The following is a 19,701-nucleotide window of genomic DNA, read 5'->3' as shown; positions in this document are numbered from 1 at the left end:
TGCGATGTTTGAGAAAGGCGCAAAGAACTTAATCACCGATGTCGCGGGCCTCCATGTCGGCCACGCTCAGGATGACGTGATCAAAACAGGGGTCACTGTTCTAACAGCCGAGCGCCCCTTTGTGGCAGGGGTGCATATCATGGGCGGTGCGCCGGGCACGCGAGAAACAGCGCTCTTGTCGCCTGAGCGATTGGTGCAGGAGGTGGATGCGCTGGTTCTTTCGGGCGGGTCTGCCTTTGGCCTTGATGCAGCCTCAGGTGTGATGGATGGCTTGCGGGCCGCAGGGCGCGGCTTCGCCGTTGGGGATCAACAGGTGCCAATCGTGCCCGCCGCAATTCTCTTTGATCTGATCAATGGCGGTGACAAAGCATGGGGTCAGAACCCCTATGCCGCCTTGGGACGTGCGGCGTTTGAGGCGGCATCGGCTGATTTTGACTTTGGGACAGTGGGCGCAGGAACTGGGGCGCTGACCGCTGACCTCAAGGGTGGGCTTGGCTCAGCCTCGGTCACATTTGACGGGATTACGGTGGGCGCTCTGGTCGCTGTCAACGCATTGGGCCGCGTGACTATGGGCGATGGCCCGCAATTCTGGGCAGCCCCATTTGAAATGGGTGCAGAATTTGGCGGGCTTGGAACAGGGGCGTTCGATCCATCCGCACGCCCCTTGGTCAAAGGGCATCGGGACGGGGCAACCACCATCGCGATTGTGGCGACAGATGCCATCTTGACCCAAGCGCAAGCCACCCGCATGGCCACCGCCGCGCATGATGGCATGGCGCGCGCGATTTATCCCGCGCATACGCCGATGGATGGGGATTTGGTCTTTGCCGCTGCAACGGGCGCGCGCGCCCTTCGCGATCCGCTCATGGATACGCTGCATTTGGGAAATGCGGCAGCCCTGTGCCTTTGCCGCGCGATTGCCCGCGCGGTCTATGAGGCCACCCCTGCAGCACATGATCCCCTGCCCACATGGGCCGAGAAATTTGGCTGATCACTCAAAAAGCCCCGTCTGGGCAGGCGGGGTAGGAACGGGCAGCCCCAGATGCGCAAAGGCCGATTGCGTCAGCATCCGCCCCCGCGGGCTGCGCGCGATCAGGCCTTGTTGCAAGAGATAGGGTTCAACCACCTCTTCGAGCGCATCGCGGCTTTCGGAAAGGGCGGCTGCAAGCGTTTCAATCCCGACAGGGCCGCCGCCATAAGACTCCGCAATTAGGCGCAAATACCGCCGATCTGCCCCGTCAAGCCCTAGCTTATCGACCCCAAGCCGTGTCAGGGCGCGATCTGCAATCGCCGCTGTTACGCGGCCATCCCCCTCGACCACGGCGAAATCGACCACGCGGCGCAATAAGCGCCCTGCAATGCGCGGGGTGCCGCGGGCGCGCTTGGCGATCTCCCGCGCCCCTTCCTCATCGGCAGGGGCGCCCATCAGGCGCGCACCACGGGTCACAATCTGCTCCAACTCAGGCGTGTCATAATACACCAGACGCGTGGGGATGCCGAACCGATCCCGCAAGGGCGTGGTCAACAGCCCCAAGCGCGTGGTGGCCCCGATCAAGGTAAAGGGCTGCAATTCGATGCGCACAGATCGCGCGGCAGGCCCCTCACCTATGACCAGATCCAATGCAAAATCCTCCATCGCGGGATAGAGCACCTCTTCCACTGCGGGGTTCAGGCGGTGGATTTCGTCAATAAACAAAACATCACGCGGCTCAAGATTGGTGAGGATCGCGGCCAAATCCCCCGCCTTTGCCAAAACGGGGCCAGAGGTCATGCGAAAATTCACCCCCAATTCGCGCGCCATAATTTGCGCCAAGGTGGTCTTGCCCAATCCGGGCGGGCCATGAAACAGCACATGGTCCATCGCCTCACCGCGTTTGCGCGCGCTTTCGATAAACACCCGCAAATTCGCCCGCGCCTCGGCCTGACCAATAAATTCGGTCAGAAGTTCAGGACGCAACGCGCGATCTTCGCGCAGATCATCCTGCGGGTGCGGATCGGGGCGCAATGTTGGATCAGGCGTGCTCATATCAATCCTTCGGGGCCAAGAGGCGCAGTGCCGCACGGATCAGCGCAGGGGTCGTGTCGGCCTCATCTGCCGCGCGCGCAACCGCACTTGCCGCGTCAGAGGGGCCATAGCCCAAATTGGTCAGGGCTGAAATTGCCTCGGCCTGACTTTGCGCATCGGCCTGCGTGGTTGCAGGCGGCGGCGATGCCGCAGGGGTGGATACAGGCCCCTGCGGGCCTTCCACCACGGGCGCAGGGGCATTCTGCGTCAAATCGCGGGCCAGACTGCCACCCATCGCCATCAAAGCAGGACCTTTATCCTTTAGTTCATTGACCACACGCTGCGCCAATTTCGGGCCCACACCAGGGGCTGCTTTGACCGCGCCCCAATCCCCAATCGCAATGGCACGGGCCAAGGCCTCTGTGCCAAGCGCACCCGAGATTGCCATCGCGGCTTTGGCCCCCACGCCCTGAACAGACACCAACAAACGATGCCACTCACGATCATACGGGGTTAAAAACCCAAAAAGCTGCAAAAGGTCTTCGCGCACCAGAAGTTCAGTGTAAAGGCTTGCCACCTGCCCCGCATTCGGCAGGTTCGCAAGAGTGCGTTCTGAGCAATAAACCACATAGCCCACGCCACCGACATCCAAAAGCACATGGTCACTGGCGCGGTAATCCACGCGGCCTGTCAATTTCCCGATCACAGGCTTGCCCCCACTGCTTTCATGATCCGCGTCTGCGATTGCGCATGATGGGCATGACATATCGCAATCGCCAAAGCGTCAGCAGCATCCGGGGATTTTGGCGCGCATCCGGGCAATTGCAGGCGCACCATATGTCCAATCTGATCTTTATGCGCGTGCCCCACCCCAACCACGGTTTTCTTTACTGTGTTTGGCGCATATTCAGCCACAGGCAAGCCTGCCTTGGCAGGGGCCAACATCGCAACACCACGCGCCTGCCCCAATTTCAACGTGGCCGCGCCATCACGATTGACAAAGGTCTGTTCGACCGCCGCGCAATCTGGTGCAAATTCGGCAAGGACGGCGATTAATCCATCATATAGCGCCAAAAGACGCGGGGCGAGATCATCGCCCACCCCTTCGATAACGCCATTTGATATGTGGCGTAGGCGCGGGCCATCCGCCTCGATTACGCCCCACCCAAGATAGCGAAGCCCTGGGTCAATACCGATGATACGCATGGCCTGCTCGCCCTTTGTGGTTCTTTGCGTCAGCTTAGCCCATCAATAGCACGAAACAAGAACATTCAACAAGCGGGGCGTGCCAATCACCCCATATAGCGCAGTGTCAGCGCCGCCCATTCCCCATGCTCGGACGCATAAACCCGCTCGAACCCTGCCGCGAGATAGGCGGCAGTGACGTCCTCAGCCTGCTCCAACAAAAGGCCTGACAAGATCAAATAACCGCCCTGCGCGGCATGACGCGCCATATCGGGAGCCAGTTCGATCAGTGGCGCCTTTAGGATATTGGCAAAGATCAAATCAAAGGGCGCGCGGGCTGCAAGGGTGGGATGATCAAACCCTGCGGCTTGCACAGCCTCGATCCGATCTGCGAGGTCATTCGCTTGGGCGTTTACACGGGCGACATCAACCGCGATCTCATCAATATCCGAGGCCAGAACAGTCTGCGGAAAGACCCGTGCCGCAGCCAAGGCCAAGACCGCCGTGCCACAGCCAATATCAACCACATTTTTGAAAACATGGCCCTCAGTGAGCAGACGATCAAACGCAATCAAACATCCAGAGGTGGTGCCGTGATGCCCTGTGCCAAAGGCCATTGCGGCCTCAATCAGCAAGGGCACGGCATCGTTTGGAACTGTATCGGCATCATGGCTGCCGTAAAGGTAAAACCGCCCCGCGCGCAAAGGGTGCAATTCACGGCGCACCTGCGCGACCCAATCGGTTTCGGGCAATTCTGAAACGACAAATTCCCGCGCGCCATGCGATGCCGCCAAAAGCGCCAATCCGATCTCATTGGGGGCCTCAAGGAAATAACCGCCCACCTCCCAACGGCCAGAGCCGTCTTCGATCTGAAAAACCCCTACGCCATAGGGCGCGGGATCAAGTGCCTCTATGGCCTCACCCAAGGCTTCAGCGGCGGATTTAGCAGGCAATGTGGTAAAGGCGGTAAAGGTCGTCATAAGCACCCTATTTGATCACGGTGGTGATAGGCGCAGCCACGGGTAAACCGCGCCGCGCAAGTAAGGTTTCATTCCCCGCCTCTGGATGACGCGGCACCAAAAGCGACAAGGCGAAAGATGTGGCAGCCATCCCTGACGCAAGCAGGAACACCGCAATCGGCGAGGTCAGCCAGATATACCCCAAGATCGCAGGCAAGAACACCGCAGCGATATGGTTGATGGTAAAGGCCACGGCGGCCGTAGGCGCAATATCAGCGGGATCTGCGATTTTCTGAAAATAGGTTTTGATGGCGAGGGCCAGCGCAAAAAAGACGTGGTTGCCGACATAGAGCACCGCCGCCATACCCACGCCCCAATCAAAATGATAGAGGCCCGCATAAAGTAGGAAAATCACGAACAAGCCCGCATATTCAAACATCAAGGCCGCACGTTCCCCAAAAAAGGCAACAGCACGACCCAGAAGCGGTGCTGCGATCATATTGGCGACCAATGTGACCATGAACAGCGCTGTGATCTCATGCACGGCAAATCCATAGCGCTCGACCATCATGAAGCCTGCAAAGACCACGAAAATCTGCCGCCGCGCGCCCGACATGAATTGGAGCGCATAATAGAGCCAATAGCGGCGGCGCAGGATCATTTTGCGGTTCTGCGGGGTTGGGCCCTCAAATTGGGGGAAGGCGAAAAATGCAATCACTGCAACCAAGGCGGTAAAGCCGCCCGCCACCCCATAGACCAAGTCATAGCTCAAATCATAAGCACGCCATGTCAGCACGATTAACGCATAGGCCAAAAGCGTGGCCAAAGACCCCATCGACATCAGCCAACCAATGGTCTGTGGCGCGCGCTTTTTGTCGATCCATTGCAATTGAAGCGATTGGTTGACTGTCTCGTAATAATGGAACCCGATGGAGGAGATCAGGGTGACAATCAACAACCCCCCCAAGGAGGGGAATTGCGAGGTCAGCGCCGTGGCCAGACCCAACATAACCAAGGACACAAGCGCCAATTTCTGCTCGCGGATCACAAGCAATAGGGCAATCACGCCAATCGCGAGAAACCCTGGAATTTCGCGCACTGAATGCAGCCATCCTATATCAGCCCCGTCAAACCCTGCCGCCTCAATCACAAAATTATTGAGCAATGCAGACCATGTGGCAAAGGCCACGGGCATCGCAAAAGCCATCAGGAACAAAAGAACCTGCGGGCGCTGCCAGCGCGGCAAATGTGAGGTTTCAGAGAGGGGCACAAGCTTCATAGACTTTGCCATAGGCCCGAAGGGCTAGGCTTGGCAATTGAAACTTTCACCCCATACAATCTGCCAAAAGAAATTCCGCCGCCGCATCAAGGCGAATATGCGGGGGGCCAAGCCCCGCGCGCAGGCTTGATATAGGCGGGGCGAAATCTGTCACCGCGAATTCATGATCCGACCAATCCCGCGCGCCTTCGCGTGCAGGGGCAAGGATATGGTCGGGATGGTCTGGCAAGTGGCCCGCATAAAGGGCGCGCATCTGATTAGATTGCCCAACACGGCCCCGCACCAGATCAACCTCGGCCCCGTCTAGAATGCGGCTTTCCTCAACGGTGCTGCGCAGGCCTGCAATCGCCATAGCCCGCGTTTTCGCCCCCCGATAATCGGCGCGCTGTTTGGCCTGTTGCACCAAAGCCTCAAGAAGATTGGCATAGGCCTGATGCTGGGATTGATGCAGGTAATCTGCCTTGGTCGCGGCAAAAAGGATACGATCGGTTTTTTGCCCCAAGAGTGCCGCCAAAGGGCCATTCGCGCCGTGGCGGAACACCGACAAAATACCCGCCATCGCCTGTCGCAAATCTTCTAAGACCTCAGGCCCACCTTGCATGGCGCTGAGCAGATCCACTAAAACCACCTGACGATCAATGCGGGCAAAATGCGCGCGAAAGAACGGCCGCACGATTTGCGATTTATAGGCCTCAAAGCGCCGCGCGGCCTCGCGCGCGATTGTGCCACGCCTCAGGGCCTCAATCGGCAAGGGGCAAAAGGTTAGCGCAGGGCTGCCCTGCAATTCGCCCGGCAAGATAAAACGGCCGGGGGTCAATTGGCTGAACCCCGCCGCGCGCGCCGCGTGCAAATAGGCGGTGAAACTTTGCGCAAGGGCCGAGGCCTGCATCTCATCATGGCGCGTCTCAGCCACAGCTTCGGTGGCCATCGCCAAGAAATCTCGCGCCGCGGCCAAGCTCTGCGCTTTGGCGGAAATCTGCGCCAAACTGGACTTAGACCATTGCGCGTAGCTTTGCGTCAACAGTCCCAAATCCAACAACCATTCACCCGGATAATCAGTGATATCCAAATGCAAGCGGCGTGGGCCCGTCAGACGCGCAAACCGTGATTTTGGCGTGACGCGCAAGGACAAGCGCAATTGCGAAACGCTGCGCGTGCCAATCGGCCAATGCGCCTCTGGCCCCGTCATCGCGGCAAGATGGCTTTCGTAATCAAATCGCGCGACTGTATCATCGGGTTGTGGTTGCAGGTAGGCCGCTTCAATCCGACCTTCGCGCTCGGGCGAGAATGCCGCCATGCGGCCCCGCTCCATCAAATTGGCCACGAGAGAGGTGATAAACACCGTCTTTCCTGCGCGAGACACCCCTGTCACCCCCAAGCGCAGGCTTGGGTTTGAAAAGGCGCGCGTCAATGCTTCGCCCGTGCTCTCCACGCTGTCACGCAGCATATCGCCCAAAGATGATATCACGCTTGGCCTGCCCCCATCTAATGCCTTGCGCAAAGATAGGATGCCAAAGCCGCCATGGATAGGGGGTTATGGGCAATTGCATGGCGCGCGCGTTTCCGTTAGCCAAAGCCATGGCCCGTTATGCGCTCAAAGTCGAATATGATGGTCGCCCCTTTGCGGGGTGGCAACGTCAGGCTGATCAACCCTCAGTGCAGGGTGCGATTGAGGCTGCGCTTTCACAGCTTGAGGCGGATGTGCCCTCCATCGCTGCGGCAGGGCGGACAGATGCAGGCGTTCATGCCACGGGTCAGGTCGCGCAATGTGACATGGCCCAAGAGTGGCAGCCCTTTCGCCTGTCTGAGGCGCTGAATTATCATTTGAAACCTTTACCGGTGGCAATTGTGGCCTGTGCGCCCGTGTTAGAGGATTGGCACGCGCGGTTTTCCGCAGTTGAGCGGCGCTATACCTATCGGCTGATCAACCGCCGCGCGCCCTTGACCCTTGATGTGGGGCAGGCATGGGCCGTCAAGCAGCCCCTTGATCTTGCCGCCATGCAAGAGGCCGCACGCCATTTGATCGGCAAGCATGATTTCACAACCTTCCGTGCCTCTATCTGTCAGGCGAAATCGCCCGTCAAAACCCTTGATGAGATACGGATTGAGGCCTTCCCGCGCAGCGATGCGGTCGAATTTCAATTTCACCTGCGCGCGCGCTCGTTCCTGCATAATCAAGTGCGCTCGATTGTCGGCACGCTTGAGCGGGTTGGGGCGGGATCATGGTCGCCTGACGATGTGCGCATCAGCCTAGAGTCGCGCGATCGGGCCGCCTGCGGCCCTGTTGCGCCGCCTGATGGATTAATCCTGACGGGCGTGGGGTATCCAGATGATCCGTTTAGGGGTCAAGGATCATGACCCCCACCGCTTGGCCCGTGACCCGCGAAATTGTGCTTGTGGGGGGCGGGCATAGTCACGCGCTTGTCGCGCGTATGTGGGGGATGCGGCCGCTTGCGGGTGCGCGCTTGACCCTTGTCTCGCCCAACCCAACGGCGGCCTATTCAGGGATGCTGCCCGGTGCGATTGCGGGGCATTACCAACAAGACGAAATCGAGATTGATCTGGTTCGCCTCGCCCGTTTCGCCAATGCCCGCCTCATCCTTGCCCCCGCCATTGGGATTGATCGAGCGGAAAAACGCCTGCATCTCGCAGGGGGCAGGTCTATTTCCTATGATATCATGTCGATTGATATTGGCATCACGACTGATATGCCCGCCTTAGCAGGCTTTGCAGATCATGCCGTGCCCGTCAAACCTCTCGAGGGGTTTGCAGCCGCATGGGAGGGCTTTCTGACCCAAGCGCCCAATCCTGCACGCATCGCCCTTATCGGCGGCGGAATTGCGGGGGTTGAGGTCGCCATGGCCGTGGCGCACCGCCTGCGCACCACAGGGCGCAAGCCCGAGGTGACGATATTTGAGCGGGCACAGGCGTTGCAAGAATTGCCTCCGCGCGCGGCACGGCTTTTGCGACAAGACTTGCGCACCCAAAATATTACCCTGCGCGAGGGCGTAGAGATCACCGAGATCACCGCGCAAATGATCCATCTGCGAGATGAGTCCCCGCTGCTCTTTGATTTGATCCTTGGCGCGGCAGGCGCGCGGGCGCATCCGTGGCTGGCAGAGACAGGGCTTGCACTCAAAGATGGGTTCATCCGCGTGGGCGCCGATCTGCGCAGCGTGACAGACCCCGATATTTTCGCCACGGGGGATTGCGCGCATTTTGATCATGCCTCCCGCAGTAAGGCGGGCGTTTATGCGGTGCGCGCGGCAAAGCCCCTCTTTCACAATCTGCGCGCGGCTGTGATGGGGCGCAGTTCGCGCATCTATCAGCCGCAACGCCACTATCTCAAGCTGATTTCCTTGGGCGATAAGCGGGCCATTGCCACGCGCGGGCGGGTGGCTGCATCCTTTCCCTTTCTGTGGATGTGGAAAGACCAAATTGATCGCAAGTTCATGCGACAGCTGACCCAGTTGCCTGAGATGGCGGCGCGACCGCAACCGCCGCAAGAACACGCGCTTGGCATAATCGAGGCCATGGGGCCAAAACCGCAATGCGGCGGCTGTGGCGCAAAACTGGGCCAAGCCGCGCTTGAGGCCGCCCTGCCCCCACCCCCAACCCACCGCAAAGACATCGAGATTGGGCGGGGGGATGATGCGGCGGTGCTGCATATGGGCGGCGCGCGCCAAGTGATTAGCACAGATCATCTGCGCGCGTTTTGCAATGACCCGGCCGTGATGGCGCGCATCACTGCCATTCACGCACTTGGCGACATTTGGGCCATGGGGGCCGCCCCGCAATCAGCCTTGGCAATGATCACCCTGCCCCCCTTATCTGAACCGCTGCAAAGTGCTTGGTTGACCGAAATCATGTCAGCCGCCGCCGAGGTAATGTCAGCGGCAGGCGCCGATATTATCGGCGGCCATAGTGCGGCGGGGGCGGAACTGAGCATCGGGTTCACTGTTACAGGTCTTGTTGCAGATCGCGCAATCGGACTTACGGGAGCGCAAGCAGGGGATGCGCTGATCCTGACCAAACCCATTGGCACAGGCGTTCTTCTGGCGGCAGAGATGCAAGGATTGGCAAAGGGCGGCGACATTGCGCGCCTTTATCAAGGACTTACGACACCGCAGGGGGCGGTGGCGGATATTCTCGTCCCCCATGCGCGCGCCATGACCGATGTGACGGGGTTCGGCCTTGCGGGCCATATCATGAATATCGCCCGTGCCTCGGGCTTGGGGGCGCAGATTTGGCTTGATCAAATTCCTCTCTATCAAGGCGCGCTTGATTTGGCGGCGGCGGGGGTGCAATCGACCCTCTACCCGCAAACCCGCGCGCATCTTTTGGGGCAAATACGGGGCACAACATCGGGCCCGCGCGCCGATTTGTTATTTGATCCTCAAACCGCAGGCGGACTTTTGGCAGCCCTGCCCCAAACCGTCCTGCCAGAGGTGCAAGCGGGACTTCGGGCCGCAGGTCACAACGGATGGGTTATTGGCAAAATAACGGATCAAACTGGCACGCTAGAGATCAGCTGAGGGGATTGAACCACAGCCCCCAAGCCGCTAATCCCGTGGTCTATGACCCAAGATGCAGTCACACCCTATTTCACCCGCGCTGATGGCAGCTATCTCTTCGCCCGTTGGGGTCGGCCTATCGCCCCTGTGGTGTTTGGGGTTGAGGATGCGACCGTGTCCATCGTCAAGGGCGCGCTTGAGGCGATTGTCGCACTCGCGGGCCACCAGATGGCCGAGACAGATCCCGAACTGGGCGCGAATTTCATGGTGTTTTTCATCCGTGATTGGGACGAGGTGCTTGCCACACCCAATATGGATCGCCTGCTGCCCGATTTGGCCGAGATCATTGCGCGGCTCAAATCGATAGATGCCAACCAGTATCGCGCATTTCGGTTTGATGCAGATGGTGGCATCAAAGCGGCCTTTGTTTTTGTGCGCATGGATGCGGATTTATCGCGTCTACCCGCAGATACCATCGCGCTGTCACAAGCGGTGCAGACGATTTTACTTTGGTCGGATCAAGCCTTTCTAGGGCAATCCCCACTGGCCGCAGGGACCGTTGGCGCGGCGCGCCTGAAACCTGAAATTGCCGCGATTATTCGCGCAGGCTATGATCCTGTTATGCCCGTCTGCGCGCAAGACAGCACGCATGGCCTACGCATGGCGGCACGGGTGGCTGTCTTGGAGCATAGAAATTGAACATGACGCATCACTGGCCCATCCGTGTTTATTACGAAGATACCGATCTGGCGGGGATCGTCTATTATGCCAATTACCTAAAATTCATTGAGCGCGCCCGCAGCGAGATGGTGCGCGACCTTGGCATTGATCAAGCGGCGCTAAAGGCCACCCAAGATATCGTATTTGCCGTGCGCCGCGTTGAGGCTGATTACCGCGCGCCCGCAAAATTCGATGATGAATTGGTGGTTGAAACCAAAATTCTGCGCGCAAGCCCTGTGCGCTTGGAATTGAGCCAAGATGTCATGCGCGCAGGCACCGTGATCTTTGCCGCCAAAATCACCCTCGCCACGATCAATGGTCAAGGCGGCGTGGCGAAACTGCAGCCCGAAGTGCTGTCGAAATTCCGCTAAGCCCTGAAAGCAAGGATTTGCCAATCACGCGGGCTTGAGCGCGCGCCCATTCCCAAGTGATTTTGAACCTGATATAGGTGCATGTGACCCCATACTGAGTGCCGCAAAAAGAACGGCGCCGATTTGGGGGTGCTTTGCTCAAAAGGCAAGGTCGGGCATCGAGGCAAATAGAAAGAACGGGCATGGACGCTACAACGCTTAGCATGGCGCAAGAGGCTGATTTCACCCTCATGGCGCTGTTTTTCCGCGCATCCTTTATTGTGCAGGCCGTGATGATCGCACTGATCGTGGCCTCCGTTTGGGTCTGGGCGATCACGATCAACAAATTTCGGATTTATCGCCGCGCAAGGCAAAACACAGCGGATTTTGACGCGGCTTTTTGGTCGGGTCAGCCGCTTGATTTGCTCTATGATCAAATCGCGGAAAGCCCGCAATCGGCCGCGGAACGTGTCTTTGTGGCCGGCATGGCCGAATGGCGCAACTCGCTGCGTGACGATGGCGCGCTCATCCCTGGTGTGCAGCAACGCGTGGATCGCTCGATGGATGTGGCGATTGCCCGCGAAGCAGAGCGCCTAACCGCAGGCTTGACCTTCCTTGCCACAACAGGCGCAACGGCACCGTTTGTTGGCCTCTTTGGTACAGTTTGGGGGATCATGCGATCCTTCCAAGAAATCGCGATTTCTGGCAACACATCCCTTGCCGTTGTGGCGCCTGGTATTGCCGAGGCCCTGCTTGCAACGGGTCTTGGCCTGTTGGCCGCGATCCCTGCCGTGATTTTCTACAACAAACTGTCGTCCGACTCAGATCGGATCATTGCAGGCTATGAGAGCTTTGCAGATGAGTTTTCCACCCTCTTGTCACGGCAGCTTGACTGATGGGGGCCTCGTTTGCGCAAAAATCGGGCGGCGGTCGCAGACGCGGCCGCAGACGGGCGGGCAGCAGCCGCGCCATGTCCGAAATCAACGTCACGCCCTTCGTGGACGTGATGTTATGCCTTTTGATCATCTTCATGGTGGCCGCCCCGTTGATGACTGTTGGTGTGCCGATTAACCTGCCAGACACCGCCGCAGAAGCCCTGCCGAGTGAGGAAGAAGAACCGCTCACTGTAACGATCGCCCCCGATGGGCGGGTGATGATCCAAACCACCGAAGTTTCGCGGGATGAACTGGTCACGCGGCTGTTGGCCATTGCAGGCGAGCGCGACAGCACGCGCATTTTCCTGCGCGCAGATGGCGCCATTTCCTATGAGCAAGTGATGCAAATCATGGGCGCGCTGAATTTGGGCGGCTTTCGCGAAATCGGCCTTGTGACCGATGCGGGCGGGCCTGCGCTGGATGGCGCGGCGGGCAGCGGGCCTGAGGGGTAGGTTTGATGCGGCGGGAGCTTTATGTCTCGGCTGGGCTGCACATCGCGCTGCTCTTATGGGTGGCCTTTGGAGATATTTTGTTTCACCGCAACACGGAAACCGATTTTCAGGTGACGGGCGTTCAAATCATCTCAACCGCTGAATTTGAAGAACTCACCCAAGCGGCGAGCCTGCCGCCTGCGCCCGAACCTGCGCCAGAGCCAGCGCCAGACCCTGCACCGCAACCCGAGGTGCAACCACAGCCCCCAGAAATCAGCGCACCCCCTTTGGGCGCAGAGAATGCGCCCCCGTCAGACACGCCAACACCTGAGGCTGCGCCGCGCGTGGCACCAACACCCGCGCCTGCACCGCCGCCTGATGCCGAAATCGCGCCGACTGTTGTCGAGGTAACCCCTGAGCCTGATGCACAGAGTGAAACACCCGTTGAACAAGAGGTGGCCCAAGCCCCCGAAGCCGCAACGACCCAGATCGTAACAGAGGCCGAAACACCCGCAGCAAGCCTTGCACCGATTGCGTCACCTGTGCCGACCGCACGGCCACAGCGCCCCACACCCGAACCAACACCCGAACCAGAGCCGCAGCCTGAACCTGAACCCGCGCCTGAACCTGCTGACGCGCTCGCTGATGCGATTGCGGCGGCGGTTGCAGATGCGGTCAGCGCCCCTGCGACACCCTCCGTTCCCTCTGGCCCGCCCCTCAGCAGCGGCGAGGTGGATGGTTTGATCGCGGATGTGCGCGCCTGTTGGAATGTGGGCGCGCTATCCTCCGAGGCGCAGCGCACAATTGTCACCATCTCGGTCACCTTGGGGCAAGATGGGCGGCCAGATGCGGGGTCTATCCGAATGATCGACAGTTCTGGTGGCTCGGATGCATCGGTCTCCCAAGCATTTGAAACAGGACGCCGTGCGATTTTGCGCTGTGGCGCAAACGGGTTTAACCTGCCTCCAGAAAAATATGACCAATGGCAAACCATCGAGATGGTCTTCAACCCTGAACAGATGAGGCTGAGATGAAGGCGCAGTTGATTACAGTTTTTCGCGGCTTGGGGCTGTGCCTTGCGCTTGGCGCAAGCAGCCTACCCGCATGGGCCCAAGGTGCAGGCGGGCCTTTGCGCATTGAAATCACCGAAGGTGTGATTGAGCCGCTCCCCTTCGCCCTGCCTATCTTTATCGCGGATACGCCCGACATGGCCGATGCCGCCCAAGATATCACGCGGGTGATTGCCGCCGATCTGCGTGGCACAGGCCTGTTTCGCGAAATCCCAGCCGAGGCTCATATTTCCACAATCACCAGTTTTGACAGCCCCGTGCAATTTGCCGATTGGCAAGCCATCAATGCCCAAGCCCTGATCACAGGTTCGGTGGGCCGCACCCCAGAGGGGCAGATGGTTGTGCGCTTTCGGCTTTTTGATGTGTTCTCGCAACTGCCGCTCGGGGATGGGCTGCAATTCGTGGCAACGCCCGAAACATGGCGGCGCATGGCGCATCGGGTGGCAGATCAAGTCTATAGCCGCATTACAGGCGAAAGCGGATATTTCGACACGCGCGTGGCCTTCATCAACGAGGAAGGGCCCAAAAACGCGCGGCTTAAGCGTCTGGCCCTGATGGATTATGACGGCGCGAATGTTCAATATCTAACAGATAGCACCGCAATTGTTCTTGCGCCCCGCTTTTCGCCAGATGGGCGCAGCTTGCTCTACACATCCTATGAAAGTGGCACACCGCGCATCTATCAGATGGATATTGCGAGCGTGACCCATCGTCCTTTGGCCGATCTTCCTGGAACTATGACCTTTGCCCCGCGCTATTCCCCTGACGGGCAGCGCGTTGTGTTTTCGGTCGAGCGTGGCGGAAATAGCGATATTTATGTGCTTGATTTGGTCACGGGCACGCAGACACGTTTGACCGAAGCGCCTTCGATTGAAACGGCTCCAAGCTTTTCACCAGATGGCAGCCAAGTCGTGTTTGAAAGCGACCGCTCTGGCAACCAGCAGCTTTACATCATGCCTGCCACGGGTGGCCCTGCGCAGCGTATCAGCCGCGGCAGCGGTCGTTATGGCACCCCCGTCTGGAGCCCGCGCGGCGACTATATCGCCTTCACCAAACAAGAGGCAGGGCGGTTCCATATCGGTGTCATGCGTATTGATGGCAGCGAAGAGCGCCTTTTGACAGCGTCTTTCCTTGATGAAGGGCCAACTTGGGCGCCGAATGGGCGCGTGGTTATGTTCACCCGCGAAACTGCAGGCACAAATGGCGCGCCCGCGCTTTATTCGGTCGATATTTCGGGTCGCAACCTTCAGCGTGTCGCGACACCGGGAATGGCGTCCGATCCCGCTTGGTCGCCGCTGTTGCAATAACCCGCACGTGATTGGCCAAATCATTATGCCCGATTCACAACGCGCTTTGGACATGTTACACAGGGCCAAAGCGGTGCCCACAATCGGGGTGGAATGACCTACCCCCTGTCTTAGGAATGTAAACGATGAAACTTTTGGTAAAATCAACTTTGATGGTTGCGATGCTTGGTCTTGCAGCCTGTTCGCAAGCAGGGCTTGGTGGCAATGGCGCAAGTGGCCAATATGGCGCGGGCGCAGGCGGGAATTACGACCCTGCAAGCCCCGAATATTTCAACCAAACCATTGGTGACCGCGTGTTCTTTGCGGTGGATCAATCGAACCTGTCGGCTGAGGCAATTGCGGCCCTAGAGCAACAGGCGAACTGGCTGTTGAGCAATCCAAACTACACCGCGATTATCGAGGGTCACGCGGATGAACAAGGCACGCGCGAGTATAACCTTGCGCTTGGCGCGCGCCGCGCGGCATCGGCACAGGAATATCTGATCAGCCGTGGGGTAGCCGCGAATCGTCTGTCGACCATCTCTTATGGTAAAGAGCGCCCAATTGAGATTTGCTCCAACGAAGCGTGCTATAGCCGCAACCGCCGCGCGGTGACGGTGATTGCCGCAGGTGCGGGGGTCTAAGCGATATGCTCAAGCAGGCGCTGATCTGCGGGGTTATGGTCATTGGCCTTGGGGGCGGCATGCCCCCCCATACGGCCTTTGCCCAAACCGACCAAGCCCAAAGCCTTGCCGATATTCGACAAGAGCTATCGGTGCTTTATTTCGAGATACAGCGCCTCAGGCTTGAGCTCTCAACAACGGGCGGACCAAGCCTGCCCGCAGGAACGGCGAACCCGCTTTCGCGGCTTGATGCCATTGAGACGGAATTGCGCCGTATGACCGCCGCAACCGAAACGCTGCAATTGCGCATCGAGGCGATTGTGGGTGACGGCACCAACCGCATTGGTGATCTGGAATTTCGCCTTTGTGAATTGGAACCTGATTGCGATATCGCAACGCTGGGTGACACGCCGTCCTTGGGCGGTGTTGCCCCCAATGGGGACACAGGCACGCCCTTGGGCCAAGGCAGCACCCTTGCGCCCGCGCCAAGCACTGGCGAGGCCAATGATGGCCCGCAATTGGCCGTTGCAGAACAATCAGATTTTGACCGCGCCCTTGCGGCCTATGATGCAGGCAATTGGGCAGAGGCCGCGCAAGCCTTTAGCCGCTTCGCAGAAACTTATCCGGGCGGCCCATTATCGGGCGAAGCGCATTTCCTGCGAGGTGAGGCCGAAGTCCAGCAAGGGGCGTGGAGCCGTGCAGCCCGCGCCTTTCTTGACAGTTTCTCAGGCAGCCCCGATGGCCCACGCGCGCCTGCGGCCTTGGCCCGCCTTGGGCAATCCTTAGGCGAATTGGGCCAAATCGAGGAAGCCTGTATCACGCTGTCAGAGGTCGCTACGCGCTATCCAGAGGCACGCAGCGAAATTGCGACTGCCGAAGCAACGCGTGTAGCGCTTGCGTGCAATTGAGCCTGAGCGATAAATTTCATAGTGAGATGGCGCGGCTATGCCCCGCGCCTTTACCGTCAGTTTTGGCCATCATGGTTTCAGGTGGCAGCGATAGCCTTGCATTGATGATGCTGGCCCATGATTGGGCCGCAGAGATGCGCCAAGACCCTGACAATGGCCCCGTGACGCTAATTGCGATTACTGTGGATCATGGATTGCGCCCCGAAAGCGCCGCTGAGGCGGAAGGGGTAGCGAAAATCGCCCATGATCTTGGAATTGATCACGTCACCTTGCAATGGAAATGGGATGGCGTGGGCAACCTACAGGCAGCCGCGCGCGCTGCGCGCTATAGTCTTGTTCAAGAATGGCGCAGACGTAAACGGCCTGAAATTGGCGCGATCCTTGTGGGCCATACCCGTGATGATCAGGCCGAAACCTTTTTGATGCGCCTATCGCGCGGATCGGGCGTTGAGGGGTTGTCAGCTATGAAAGCCCTGCCGCTCTCGCATAAGGCCGCAGATGCGGCAGGGGCTGCCCCAGTTATTCGCCCAATCCTTTGGGCGTCCCGCGCTGACCTGCGTGCGGCCCTGCAAGCGCGCGGGATGGGGTGGGTCGATGACCCCTCAAACGATAACGAAGATTATCTGCGCGTGCGCACGCGCAAGGCGATGCGCGATCTGGCCGAAATTGGTCTTGATGTCGACACCCTTACGCGCACGGCAGACCACATGGCCCGCGCCAGCGTTGCACTTTGGGCGCGCGCAGCGGATGTGGCACGCGATGTTGTCACCGAACCCTATCCAGGCATTCTGCGGTTTGACCTGACGCGCCTTGAACGGATTGAAGAAGAAACCCAATTGCGCCTCTTGGCGCATGGGATCGGGTGCTTGACCCAAGCCCCCTACAGGCCCCGCCTCAGCAGCCTAGAGGCCTTGGCAGAAGCCGCATATGCGGGGCGCGGGGCAACGCTTCAAGGGGTGCAAAGTTTTGTGCAAGATGATGCGCTGATCTTGGTGCGTGAATTGCGCGCAGTGGCCGATTATGAATGCCCTTCAGATGGGGCGTCTGCGTGGGATGGGCGGTGGCGCATCAAAGGGCGCCGTTTGGGCGAGGCGGTGATCCGCCCCTTGGGCGCGCAAAGCCTTGCTGCGCTTGAGCTGCCAAAGGGTTTGCCAAAGGCCGCGTTTCAGTCTTATCCCGCGCTTTGGGCGGGGCAAGCCTTGGTCGCCGTGCCCTATTTGGCGCGCGAGGGACTATGCGCGCCGCAATATGATCCATCGGCAGAGTTCCACCGATCCATATTATCGCATTGAAGTCAGCCAAAGCTTCCTTATCTTAGGGGGAACGCAAGCGCGCATGTGGCGCGGCTGCCGCGAAAGCGAGGAGAATTCTCTTGGGCAATGCTCGTAATATCGCCTTTTGGGTCATTTTGTTTTTGTTGATCCTTGCGCTGTTCAATCTGTTCAGCGGCAACCAGTCATCGGTCAATGCCCGATCAGTGGCTTACTCTGATTTCATCTCTCAAGTCGAACAAGGCTCGGTGAGCACGGCAACGATAGATGGCGAAGCGGTGCAGTTCACCACTTCGGAGGGCACATTTGAAACCACCCGCCCTGCGGACAGTGACATCGCCACCGCCTTGATTGACCAAGGCGTACGGGTCGAGGTTCGGCCACAGGAGCAGTCAGGATTTATGTCCATCTTGTCACTGTGGCTGCCCGTTCTGGTTCTCATCGGGATCTGGATTTTCTTCATGAATCGCATGCAGGGCGGCGGTCGTGGCGGGGCTATGGGTTTTGGAAAATCCAAGGCGAAACTGCTGACCGAGAAGCATGGCCGCGTCACCTTTGACGATGTTGCAGGGATCGATGAAGCCAAGGAAGAATTGGAAGAAATCGTTGAATTCCTAAGGAATCCGCAGAAATTCAGCAAGCTTGGCGGCAAGATCCCCAAGGGTGCGCTGCTTGTCGGCCCTCCCGGAACGGGTAAGACCTTGCTTGCACGCGCCATCGCTGGCGAGGCCGGTGTGCCCTTCTTTACCATCTCTGGCTCTGACTTTGTCGAGATGTTCGTGGGTGTTGGCGCAAGCCGCGTGCGCGATATGTTTGAGCAGGCCAAAAAGAACGCGCCTTGTATAGTCTTCATTGACGAGATTGACGCGGTCGGGCGCTCGCGCGGTGTTGGCTATGGTGGCGGCAATGATGAACGCGAGCAAACCCTGAACCAGCTTCTGGTTGAGATGGACGGCTTTGAGGCCAACGAAGGTATTATCATCGTTGCGGCGACCAACCGCCCCGATGTTCTTGACCCTGCCCTTCTGCGTCCTGGTCGTTTCGACCGGCAGGTGCAGGTGCCCAACCCAGACATCAAAGGCCGTGAAAAAATCTTGGGCGTTCATGCGCGCAAAGTGCCTCTTGGCCCGAATGTCGATCTGCGAATCATCGCACGGGGCACGCCAGGCTTTTCGGGCGCTGATCTGGCCAATTTGGTGAATGAGGCCGCTTTGATGGCGGCCCGCGTCAATCGCCGCTTTGTCACGATGGAAGATTTCGAGAATGCCAAAGACAAGGTGATGATGGGGGCTGAACGCCGCTCAATGGTGATGACTGAGGATGAAAAACGCCTCACCGCCTATCACGAAGCGGGCCACGCGGTGGTTGGATTGAACGTGCCGCAGCACGATCCAATTCACAAAGCGACAATCATCCCGCGCGGTCGTGCCTTGGGTTTGGTTCTTTCCCTGCCTGAGCGCGATCAACTGTCCGTCAGCTATTCAAAATACACCTCGAAAATCGCAATGGCGATGGGGGGCCGTGTGGCTGAGGAGTTGGTATTTGGCAAAGAGAACGTCACCTCTGGGGCGGCCTCTGACATTCAGCAGGTCAGCCGCATTGCGCGCGCCATGGTCACGCAATTTGGCTATGCCGAAGAGCTGGGCTATGTCGATTACGCCAATGAGCAGCAATCCTATTTGGGCTCTTATGGCGGCGGCACGAACCATTCGGCGGCCACGCAAAAGATCATTGACGACAAGGTCAAGGAATTGGTGGATCAAGGTTATGAGACCGCCAAGCGCATCTTGACCGAAAAGCGCGATGATCTTGAGCGTTTGGCACAAGGTCTGCTTGAATATGAAACCCTCACAGGCTCTGAGATCACCCGTGTTATCGCGGGCGAACCTTTGAACCGCGGCGATGATGGGGATGACACAGGCACAGGCGGTGGCGCCTCGATCACCGCGATTCCAAAAACCAAGTCGCGCAAACCGCGCAATGACGATGGCGGGATGGAGCCTGAACCCTCGCCCTAAGCGGCCATGGTTTTCTAGACTACAAGACACCCCCCGATCCGTTTCGATCTGGGGGTGTTTTCATTTCTGCGCGCTCTGCTTCTGGCGCACCACGGCGCGAAAAGGTCGAAAACAGTCCGCGCGATTCAGAATCGCCTCCCTATAGTC

At 58.8% G+C, this 19,701-nt stretch carries 19 protein-coding genes; 13 read left to right on the top strand and 6 right to left on the bottom strand.

The genetic code is table 11. The annotated features are described in order from the left end of the window. Window positions 1–4: 4 nt before the first annotated feature. Complete coding sequence (locus AAC622_RS00915) at window positions 5–991, top strand: P1 family peptidase (RefSeq protein ID WP_340259887.1); 987 nt, start codon at window positions 5–7, stop codon at window positions 989–991. Here the strand turns inward: AAC622_RS00915 and ruvB are convergent, their stop codons facing one another. The 6 genes from ruvB to AAC622_RS00885 form a co-directional block, all read right to left on the bottom strand. Further along, the gene (gene ruvB, locus AAC622_RS00910) at window positions 992–2,026 is read right to left on the bottom strand and encodes a Holliday junction branch migration DNA helicase RuvB (protein WP_317655609.1); all 1,035 of its coding nucleotides are present in this window, start codon (window positions 2,024–2,026) and stop codon (window positions 992–994) included. A 1-nt stretch (window position 2,027) separates the two neighbouring features. After that, window positions 2,028–2,711: a Holliday junction branch migration protein RuvA gene (gene ruvA, locus AAC622_RS00905; RefSeq protein WP_340259886.1), complete on the bottom strand. Its 684-nt coding sequence runs from the start codon at window positions 2,709–2,711 to the stop codon at window positions 2,028–2,030. After that, window positions 2,708–3,211: a crossover junction endodeoxyribonuclease RuvC gene (gene ruvC / locus AAC622_RS00900; protein ID WP_340259885.1), complete on the bottom strand. Its 504-nt coding sequence runs from the start codon at window positions 3,209–3,211 to the stop codon at window positions 2,708–2,710. The genes ruvA and ruvC overlap by 4 nt, the downstream gene beginning before the upstream one ends. 86 nt (window positions 3,212–3,297) lie before the next feature. Beyond that, window positions 3,298–4,170 (bottom strand): 50S ribosomal protein L11 methyltransferase, encoded by an 873-nt coding sequence (locus AAC622_RS00895; RefSeq protein ID WP_340259884.1) that lies wholly within the window; start codon window positions 4,168–4,170, stop codon window positions 3,298–3,300. A 7-nt stretch (window positions 4,171–4,177) separates the two neighbouring features. Further along, window positions 4,178–5,428: an MFS transporter gene (locus AAC622_RS00890; RefSeq protein WP_340259883.1), complete on the bottom strand. Its 1,251-nt coding sequence runs from the start codon at window positions 5,426–5,428 to the stop codon at window positions 4,178–4,180. A 46-nt stretch (window positions 5,429–5,474) separates the two neighbouring features. Beyond that, complete coding sequence (locus AAC622_RS00885) at window positions 5,475–6,875, bottom strand: YcjX family protein (protein WP_445322518.1); 1,401 nt, start codon at window positions 6,873–6,875, stop codon at window positions 5,475–5,477. Between the two features lie 131 nt (window positions 6,876–7,006). Between AAC622_RS00885 and truA the strand changes: the two genes are divergently transcribed. The 12 genes from truA to ftsH all read left to right on the top strand — a co-directional run bounded on the left by truA (window position 7,007) and on the right by ftsH (window position 19,554). After that, the gene (gene truA / locus AAC622_RS00880) at window positions 7,007–7,786 is read left to right on the top strand and encodes a tRNA pseudouridine(38-40) synthase TruA (protein ID WP_340261369.1); all 780 of its coding nucleotides are present in this window, start codon (window positions 7,007–7,009) and stop codon (window positions 7,784–7,786) included. Then, window positions 7,783–9,963 carry a selenide, water dikinase SelD gene (selD, locus tag AAC622_RS00875; protein WP_340259882.1) on the top strand — a complete coding sequence of 727 codons (2,181 nt, stop codon included), beginning with the start codon at window positions 7,783–7,785 and terminating at the stop codon, window positions 9,961–9,963. The genes truA and selD overlap by 4 nt, the downstream gene beginning before the upstream one ends. Window positions 9,964–10,005: 42 nt before the next feature. Continuing rightward, complete coding sequence (locus AAC622_RS00870) at window positions 10,006–10,641, top strand: hypothetical protein (protein WP_340259881.1); 636 nt, start codon at window positions 10,006–10,008, stop codon at window positions 10,639–10,641. A 2-nt stretch (window positions 10,642–10,643) separates the two neighbouring features. Continuing rightward, entirely contained in the window at window positions 10,644–11,033 is a 390-nt protein-coding gene (ybgC, locus tag AAC622_RS00865; RefSeq protein ID WP_340254345.1) for a tol-pal system-associated acyl-CoA thioesterase, read from the top strand. A 182-nt stretch (window positions 11,034–11,215) separates the two neighbouring features. After that, entirely contained in the window at window positions 11,216–11,908 is a 693-nt protein-coding gene (gene tolQ / locus AAC622_RS00860) for a protein TolQ (protein ID WP_317655619.1), read from the top strand. Beyond that, entirely contained in the window at window positions 11,908–12,399 is a 492-nt protein-coding gene (gene tolR / locus AAC622_RS00855; protein WP_340259880.1) for a protein TolR, read from the top strand. Before tolQ ends, tolR begins: the two co-directional genes overlap by 1 nt. Window positions 12,400–12,404: 5 nt before the next feature. Next, a complete protein-coding gene (locus tag AAC622_RS00850) occupies window positions 12,405–13,412 on the top strand; it encodes a hypothetical protein (RefSeq protein WP_340259879.1) in 1,008 nt (335 codons plus the stop codon). After that, complete coding sequence (gene tolB, locus AAC622_RS00845; RefSeq protein WP_445322586.1) at window positions 13,409–14,755, top strand: Tol-Pal system beta propeller repeat protein TolB; 1,347 nt, start codon at window positions 13,409–13,411, stop codon at window positions 14,753–14,755. Before AAC622_RS00850 ends, tolB begins: the two co-directional genes overlap by 4 nt. 125 nt (window positions 14,756–14,880) lie before the next feature. Then, window positions 14,881–15,378, top strand: coding sequence for a peptidoglycan-associated lipoprotein Pal (gene pal, locus AAC622_RS00840; RefSeq protein ID WP_340259878.1), 498 nt, complete (start codon window positions 14,881–14,883; stop codon window positions 15,376–15,378). 5 nt (window positions 15,379–15,383) lie between these two features. After that, entirely contained in the window at window positions 15,384–16,265 is an 882-nt protein-coding gene (ybgF, locus tag AAC622_RS00835; RefSeq protein WP_340259877.1) for a tol-pal system protein YbgF, read from the top strand. Beyond that, on the top strand, window positions 16,262–17,557 hold the full coding sequence (tilS, locus tag AAC622_RS00830) for a tRNA lysidine(34) synthetase TilS (protein WP_340259876.1): 1,296 nt from the start codon (window positions 16,262–16,264) through the stop codon (window positions 17,555–17,557). Before ybgF ends, tilS begins: the two co-directional genes overlap by 4 nt. A gap of 80 nt (window positions 17,558–17,637) precedes the next feature. After that, entirely contained in the window at window positions 17,638–19,554 is a 1,917-nt protein-coding gene (ftsH, locus tag AAC622_RS00825) for an ATP-dependent zinc metalloprotease FtsH (RefSeq protein WP_340259875.1), read from the top strand. Window positions 19,555–19,701 lie beyond the last annotated feature (147 nt).

It is taken from the genome of Roseobacter sp. HKCCA0882 (genome assembly GCF_037805225.1).
Lineage (GTDB): Bacteria > Pseudomonadota > Alphaproteobacteria > Rhodobacterales > Rhodobacteraceae > M30B80.
The sequence above is the reverse complement of the archived record's forward strand: the minus strand, read 5'-3'. Positions and strand labels throughout refer to the sequence as shown.

What these genes read in the sequence shown, in the direction of transcription:
- AAC622_RS00915 (WP_340259887.1), top strand. Translation starts at nt 5, where the DNA reads ATGTTTGAGAAAGGCGCAAAGAACTTAATCACCGATGTCGCGGGCCTC.
- selD (WP_340259882.1), top strand. Translation starts at nt 7,783, where the DNA reads ATGACCCCCACCGCTTGGCCCGTGACCCGCGAAATTGTGCTTGTGGGG.
- ruvC (WP_340259885.1), bottom strand. Translation starts at nt 3,211, where the DNA reads ATGCGTATCATCGGTATTGACCCAGGGCTTCGCTATCTTGGGTGGGGC.
- AAC622_RS00890 (WP_340259883.1), bottom strand. Translation starts at nt 5,428, where the DNA reads ATGAAGCTTGTGCCCCTCTCTGAAACCTCACATTTGCCGCGCTGGCAG.
- tolR (WP_340259880.1), top strand. Translation starts at nt 11,908, where the DNA reads ATGGGGGCCTCGTTTGCGCAAAAATCGGGCGGCGGTCGCAGACGCGGC.
- AAC622_RS00870 (WP_340259881.1), top strand. Translation starts at nt 10,006, where the DNA reads ATGACCCAAGATGCAGTCACACCCTATTTCACCCGCGCTGATGGCAGC.
- ybgC (WP_340254345.1), top strand. Translation starts at nt 10,644, where the DNA reads ATGACGCATCACTGGCCCATCCGTGTTTATTACGAAGATACCGATCTG.
- pal (WP_340259878.1), top strand. Translation starts at nt 14,881, where the DNA reads ATGAAACTTTTGGTAAAATCAACTTTGATGGTTGCGATGCTTGGTCTT.
- ybgF (WP_340259877.1), top strand. Translation starts at nt 15,384, where the DNA reads ATGCTCAAGCAGGCGCTGATCTGCGGGGTTATGGTCATTGGCCTTGGG.
- tolB (WP_445322586.1), top strand. Translation starts at nt 13,409, where the DNA reads ATGAAGGCGCAGTTGATTACAGTTTTTCGCGGCTTGGGGCTGTGCCTT.
- tolQ (WP_317655619.1), top strand. Translation starts at nt 11,216, where the DNA reads ATGGACGCTACAACGCTTAGCATGGCGCAAGAGGCTGATTTCACCCTC.
- AAC622_RS00885 (WP_445322518.1), bottom strand. Translation starts at nt 6,875, where the DNA reads ATGCTGCGTGACAGCGTGGAGAGCACGGGCGAAGCATTGACGCGCGCC.
- AAC622_RS00850 (WP_340259879.1), top strand. Translation starts at nt 12,405, where the DNA reads ATGCGGCGGGAGCTTTATGTCTCGGCTGGGCTGCACATCGCGCTGCTC.
- truA (WP_340261369.1), top strand. Translation starts at nt 7,007, where the DNA reads ATGGCCCGTTATGCGCTCAAAGTCGAATATGATGGTCGCCCCTTTGCG.
- AAC622_RS00895 (WP_340259884.1), bottom strand. Translation starts at nt 4,170, where the DNA reads ATGACGACCTTTACCGCCTTTACCACATTGCCTGCTAAATCCGCCGCT.
- ruvB (WP_317655609.1), bottom strand. Translation starts at nt 2,026, where the DNA reads ATGAGCACGCCTGATCCAACATTGCGCCCCGATCCGCACCCGCAGGAT.